We start from the raw sequence: 6,488 nt of genomic DNA, 5'->3' as shown, positions 1-6,488 counted from the left end.
GCCGCTGGAGTGGCGGGTCATTGCCACCGCAGCCGCCTGGGCGTAGTAGCCGCCGCTGCCGATGGCCACGACGCTTTCATCCGGCTCAAGCACTTCGCCGTTGCCGGAGATGAGGAGCAGGTCCTGGTCATTGAAGGCGATCACCATTGCCTCCAGCTTCTGCAGGGCCGGATCCTTGCGCCAAGCCTGGGCCATTTCAACGGCTGCCCGGCGCAGATCGCCGCTGTAGCTCTCCAGCTTGCCTTCCAGCATTTCCTGCAGGCTGACGGCGTCGGCCACCCCGCCGGCAAAGCCGATCACTACCTGGTCATGGTAGATCCGGCGGATTTTTCTGGCCGTGGTCTTGGCGATGATGCTCTTGCCCAAAGTCACCTGGCCGTCGCCGGCAATCGCGGTCTGGCCATTGTATTTTACCGAACAAATCGTTGTCATTTTGTTCCTCCGTTTGTTGCTTTCCTATTCATGCCATCATTTGAAAATATTGCAAAAATACTCAAATGCTTGGCGCTTTCCCATCATTTTCATAATAGCACTTTTCATCATTTTCTGGGAAAATGCTGGCGATATTCTGCCTGCAGATGCTGCATGCTCACGTGCGTGTAGATCTGGGTGGTCGACAAGTCTTCATGGCCCAGCAATTCCTGCACGCTCCGCAAGTCCGCGCCATTGTTCAGCATGGCGGTGGCAAAACTGTGCCGCAATTCATGCGGATGGGCCCCGGCAGTCAGGCCGGCTTTTTGAAAAAGCTGCTGAACCGTCTTGGCAATCCCCCGGCTGCTCAGTCCCTGGCCCCGATTGTTTAAGAAAACCCGGCCAGAGTCGGCTTGTCCTTTCAAAAGCTTAGGCCGGGCCTGCTGCAGGTAGTCCTGCAGGTACTCTTTTGTCTGCCCGTCAAAAAAGACGTAGCGGTCCTTGTTGCCCTTGCCGTGCACCAGAATGAGACAGTTTTCCAGGTCAACCTGCTTAAGCTGCAGCTCAGTCACTTCGCTCAGCCGCATCCCTGTGGCGTAAAACAGGGCCAAAAGCGCCCGGTTGCGGACAGTCAGCGGCTTGCCGTCATTCAAGCCGGCCAGCACCTGCCCGACTTCCTTTTGATAGAAGAATTCCGGCAGCTTCCGGCCGCCGCGGCGCAATTGCACGGCCACGGTCGGGTCGCCGGCAAGCAGCTTGCGCCTGGTCAAAAAGCGGTAAAAAGAGCGCAGGGTGGACAGCTTCCGCGACAGGCTGCTGGCCGCCAGGCCCTGCTGGCTCAAAAACTGCAGGTAAACTTCTACGTCCCGCCGCTTGACTGCTTCCCAGCCGGCAAAGCCGCCGTTTTCCTGCCAAAAAGCCCTGGCCTGGGCCAAGTCCTTTTGATAGGCCAGAAGCGTCCGGGGACTGTAAGAACGCTCATTTTTCAAGTAAGACAGAAACTGTTCTTCAAAAGTCATTTAATCCGCCAGCTTTTCCGCCTTGAAGGCCGCCAGATCAGCCAGGCCCCGCTCACTGATCTTTTCGTGGCGTTCACGCTTGTTTCTGATCTTTTTGCCTTCCAATCCCGGAATCAAGGCAAAGCTGGCGTTCATCGGCTGGAAGTGCTTGGCATCGGTCGTGGTGATGTAGTGGGCCATGGACCCCAAGGCCGTCGTAAGCGGAAATTCAACCGGCTCTTGGCCAGCGGCTTCTCTGGCCGCGTTGATCCCGGCAACCAGGCCGCTGCCGGCACTTTCCACGTAGCCTTCAACCCCGGTCATCTGCCCGGCAAAGAAGAGGCCAGGCTGGGCCTTGGCTTCGTAGCTGGCCTGCAGAACTTCCGGGCTGGCCATGTAAGTGTTGCGGTGCATCTTGCCATAGCGGACGAAACGGGCGTTTTCCAAGCCCGGAATCATTTGGAAGACCCGCTTTTGCTCACCGTACTTGAGGTGGGTCTGGAAACCGACGATGTTGTACATGGACGCTGCCGCGTTGTCCTGACGCAGCTGCACGACGGCGTAAGGCGTCTTGCCGTCTTTAGGGTTTTCCAGGCCGACCGGCTTCAGCGGGCCGAAAAGCATGGTCTTGGCGCCGCGGGCAGCCATGACTTCGATCGGCATGCAACCTTCAAATACCTCGCTGTTTTCAAAACCGTGCATTTCCGCGGTTTCAGCGTGCACCAAGGCATCGGCGAAGCGGTCATATTCTTCCTTGGTCATCGGGCAGTTGAGGTAGGCGGCTTCGCCCCGGTCATAGCGGCTCTTCTTGTAGACGATGTCCATGTCAATGGAGTCAGCGGCGATGATCGGTGCCGCGGCGTCAAAGAAGTGCAGGCTGTCAGTGCCTTCAAATTCTTGAATCCGTTCAGCCAAGGCATCGCTGGTCAGCGGACCGGTGGCAATGACGGTGATGCCGTCTTTTGGCAGCTCCGTGATTTCTTCATCGTGGACGGTGACTTCCGGCAGACTGGTCAGCTTGTCGGTCACGTACTTGGAGAAGAGCTCCCGGTCAACCGCCAGCGCCCCGCCGGCCGGCACCTGGCAGGCGTCAGCGGCCTGCATGATCAATGAATCCATCTGCCGCATTTCTTCTTTTAATAAACCGACGGCATTGGAAAGCTGGTTGGACCGCATGGAGTTGGTGCAGACCAGTTCCGCGAAACTGCCGCTCTCATGCGCCGGGGTCATTTTCTTGGGCCGCATCTCATAAAGGTCGACCTTGATTCCTCTTTTCGCCAGCTGCCAGGCTGCTTCGCTGCCGGCCAAGCCGGCGCCGATTACCGTAACTTTTTCTGTCATTTGTTTCAATCCTTTGTTTAAACTGGGCCATCCAGCCCTTAAAATTCTCTATCTGTTATTTTACCGAAAAAGCTTCTGCCTGCCTAATGGCATGCTTTTAGCAAAAATGCCACCAAAGACAGGCTTTGGTGACATTGTATCTATTCTGCTTGTTCAGGTTCAGCTTCTTCAGCCTGCGGCTCTTCCTTGTAGTCGCCGTTCGGGCACAAGACGACGAAGCCGTCCTTGCGTTTCTTTTCAACCAGATAGTGGCCGTCGTTCGGGCAGACCCGGTTGATCGGCTTGTCCCAGGAGACGAAGTCGCAGTCTGGATAACGCGAGCAGCCGTAGAACTTCCGGCCCCGCTTGGATTTCTTCTCCAGCACTTCGCCTTTGCCGCACTTCGGACAGACAACGCCGACTTTCTTGACGATCGTCTGCGTGTGGTGGCAGTCAGGGAAGCGCGAACAGCCGTAGAACTTGCCATAGCGGCCCATCTTGATCAGCATCGGCGCCCCGCAGACTTCACAGTTGAAGCCGGCTGGCTGGTCCTTGATCTGAATCTTCTGGATCTCGCTGTCGGCCTTCTCCAGCTCCTTGGAGAAAGGCTTGTAGTACTGGTCAACCACGCTGACCCAGTCCTTCTTGCCGTCTTCGACCTCATCGAGCTCATCTTCCAGCTTGGCCGTGTAGTCCACGCTGGTGATGTCCGGGAAGAACTGCTCAACCAGGCCGTCCACGATCTCGCCCAGCTCAGTCGGCACGATTGCCCGGCCTTCCAGCTTGACGTAATTGCGCGACTGAATGTTTTGAATGGTCGGCGCGTAAGTAGACGGCCGGCCGACCCCATTTTCTTCCAATGCCCGGACCAGGCTGGCTTCAGTATAGCGGGCCGGCGGCTGGGTGAAGTGCTGCTTGTTGTCGGACTTGGTCAGCTTGACCTCGTCGCCTTCGGCCAAGGCCGGCAGGCTGACGTTCTTCTCGCCGCGGTTGTCATAAACTTTGGTATAACCCGCGAACTTCATGACTGAGCCACTGGCTCTGAAGGTCACGTCGTTTTGCGTCAGATCGTAGCGCACCGTGTCAAAAACGGCCGGGGTCATTTCGCTGGCCACAAAGCGGCTCCAGATCAAGGTGTAAAGCCGCAGCTCGTCTTTGGTCAGCACCTTTTCCAGAGACTTCGGCGTCCGGTAGACGCTGGTCGGCCGCACGGCTTCGTGGGCATCTTGGGCATCTCCCTGGTTCTTGAAGTGCCGCTCCTTCTTGACCGCGAATTCGCTGCCGTATTCTTCGTCAATGAATTTGGCCGCTTCCTGGCGGGCGACTGGGGAGATACGCTTGGAGTCGGTTCTCATGTAGGTGATCAAGCCGACCGTGCCTTCCCTGCCCAGGCTGATCCCTTCATAAAGGTGCTGGGCAATATTCATGGTCTTTGAAGTTCGGAAGTTCAAGCGGCGGTTGGCCTCCTGCTGCAAAGTCGACGTCGTGAACGGCGCGGCTGGCTGGCGGCGCACTTCCCGCTTGACTACCTTGCTGACGGCAAACGGCTTCTTCTTGTCGAACTTGGCCAGCAGCTTCTGGACGGCTTCATTGTCAGGCAGGTCGGTCTTCTTGCCGCCTTCGCCATAGAAGGAGGCCTGGAACTTTTCTTTGCCCTTGGCAAATTCTGCTTCAACCGTCCAGTATTCAACCGGCTTGAAGGCCTTGATTTCCTTTTCGCGGTCGATCACCAGCTTCAAGGCAACCGACTGCACCCGGCCGGCAGACAGGCCCTTCTTGACCTTGGACCAGAGAATCGGCGACAAAGAGTAGCCGACCAGCCGGTCCAAAACCCGGCGCGCCTGCTGGGCGTTGACCGTGTCCATGTCGATGGTCCGGGCGTGGTTGAAGGCGTCTTTGACAGCATCCTTGGTAACTTCGTTGAAAGTAACCCGGTTGGCTTCTTTTTCATCCAGTCCCAGAACGTGCGCCACGTGCCAGGCAATTGCTTCCCCTTCCCGGTCAGGGTCGGATGCCAGGTAGACTTTGTTGGCCTTCTTGGCTTCGGATTTCAGTTCCTTGATCGTTTCGCCCTTGCCGCGGATAGAAATGTACTTCGGCTGATAGTGGTTGTCAATGTCAACCCCCATCTGCGACTTCGGCAAATCCCGGATGTGCCCTTTAGAAGCAATCACGTGATACTTTTTGCCCAGGTACTTTTCAATCGTGTGCGCCTTGGCTGGTGATTCTACGATAACCAGGTCTTTTTTAATCTTGCTCTTCTTCCGCTTCGGGCTGCTCTTCTTGGCAGTCTTGGCGGTCTTGCTCGTCTTGCTCTTGTTTTCTTTTGCTGTAGCAGGCATCAAATGCCCCTTTCACTAAAATTCGAAATTAAATCTTCTTCAATATAGAAATAATTTGCTGAATTGTCAACCAAAAGAAAATTTACTTAATGGGCAAAACCGGTTTTTTTTACAATAATTTAACTTTTTACAGGTCCAAGTGGTTGTCGATGACCGGGGTGGCGCCTGCGGAAATCAGCTGGTTGGTGCCGACCGACAAGGGACTGGTGATGGCACCGGGGACGGCAAAAACATTGCGGTTTTCCTGCAGGGCCAGGTTGGCGGTAATCAATGAACCGGAATGGGCCTTGGCCTCGGTTACGATCACGTTCTTGCAGATGCCTGCCAGAATCCGGTTGCGTTCTGGAAAGCGGAAAGGCCGCGGCGGGGTGTCGGGCAGATATTCGCTCAAAAGCAGGCCCCGGGCGGCAATCTGCTTTTGCAGCAGGGTATTTTCCCGCGGGTAAAAATAGTTCAGGCCGTTGGCCACCACGGCAATGGTCTTGCCGCCAAAGTTCAGGGCATTCTGGTGGGCCAGGGCATCAACGCCCCGGGCCAGGCCGCTGGCGATCACCTGCTTTTTCTTGATCAAGGCCGGCATGAGGCTTTCAATCACCCGGCCGGAATATGGGCTGGGCGTTCTTGAACCCACGATCACCGTCACCTCCTGCTCCAAGAGGCTGAGGTCCCCCTTGGCAAAGAGCAGGATTGGCGGGCGATAAATTTCTCTTAATTGAAATGGATATCCGTCATCAAAGAAACTGATTATTTTGAAATTCTTTTGCAAATTTTCAATCGCACTTTCGTAGCGGTCGTTCAAAAAAGCCCGCTCCACCCGGTAAAGCAGCTCATCCGGCAGCTCCAGGCAGTTCAGCCATTCATGATCCACGTCCTCATCCGGCGGCATCTGCTGCATGACCTGCAGGATCTTTAGGTAGCTCAGCCCTTTTTGCAGTTTCAGGCGCAGTAAGAATTCGGTTTTGTTCATAATTTTCCCTCCACCTACTATTACGCCAAAAAGCCGCCCTTTTCTTTTTTATTTTCCCCCTTTGGCAAACAAAAAAGACTGACCAGCTAGTCAGTCTTTTTATTGCCGCTCATCTCGCTCACCGGGCTGAAGGTCAGGCGGTGAATCGGGGTCGGTCCGTATTTTCTTAAGGCATTCAAATGGTCCTTGGTGCCGTAGCCGGCATTATGGTCAAAAGCATACTGCGGGTAAAGGCGGGCATAATCGTCCATCAAGCTGTCTCTGAAGACCTTGGCGACGATTGAAGCAGCCGCGATTGAGTTGGACTTGGCATCCCCCTTGATCAGCTCCACTTGCGGCAATTCAACGGGCACGTTCATCGCGTCGACCAAAAGCGCGGCCGGCCGCACGCTCAATGCTTCAACCGCCTGCTTCATGGCCTGCCGGTCAGCTTCATAGATGTTGATGCGG

Annotated in this window: 6 protein-coding genes; all 6 read right to left on the bottom strand. The window is 55.6% G+C overall.

The features are described from left to right. Positions 1–432: ATP-dependent protease subunit HslV (hslV, locus tag lacNas_RS02280; protein WP_201346544.1), on the bottom strand; the 432-nt coding region annotated here is incomplete at its 3' end. A 107-nt stretch (positions 433–539) separates the two neighbouring features. Then, the gene (xerC, locus tag lacNas_RS02275) at positions 540–1,430 is read right to left on the bottom strand and encodes a tyrosine recombinase XerC (RefSeq protein ID WP_201330382.1); all 891 of its coding nucleotides are present in this window, start codon (positions 1,428–1,430) and stop codon (positions 540–542) included. Then, positions 1,431–2,750 carry a methylenetetrahydrofolate--tRNA-(uracil(54)-C(5))-methyltransferase (FADH(2)-oxidizing) TrmFO gene (gene trmFO, locus lacNas_RS02270; RefSeq protein WP_201330381.1) on the bottom strand — a complete coding sequence of 440 codons (1,320 nt, stop codon included), beginning with the start codon at positions 2,748–2,750 and terminating at the stop codon, positions 1,431–1,433. A gap of 140 nt (positions 2,751–2,890) precedes the next feature. Beyond that, positions 2,891–5,071 (bottom strand): type I DNA topoisomerase, encoded by a 2,181-nt coding sequence (topA, locus tag lacNas_RS02265; RefSeq protein WP_201330380.1) that lies wholly within the window; start codon positions 5,069–5,071, stop codon positions 2,891–2,893. 127 nt (positions 5,072–5,198) lie between these two features. Continuing rightward, positions 5,199–6,038: a DNA-processing protein DprA gene (dprA, locus tag lacNas_RS02260; RefSeq protein WP_201330379.1), complete on the bottom strand. Its 840-nt coding sequence runs from the start codon at positions 6,036–6,038 to the stop codon at positions 5,199–5,201. Between the two features lie 86 nt (positions 6,039–6,124). Beyond that, positions 6,125–6,488: ribonuclease HII (locus tag lacNas_RS02255; protein ID WP_201346543.1), on the bottom strand; the 364-nt coding region annotated here is incomplete at its 5' end.

The organism is Lactobacillus nasalidis (assembly GCF_016587775.1).
In the GTDB taxonomy this organism is placed as follows: Bacteria; Bacillota; Bacilli; order Lactobacillales; family Lactobacillaceae; genus Lactobacillus; species Lactobacillus nasalidis.
This window is presented reverse-complemented; position numbering and strand designations above follow the sequence as displayed.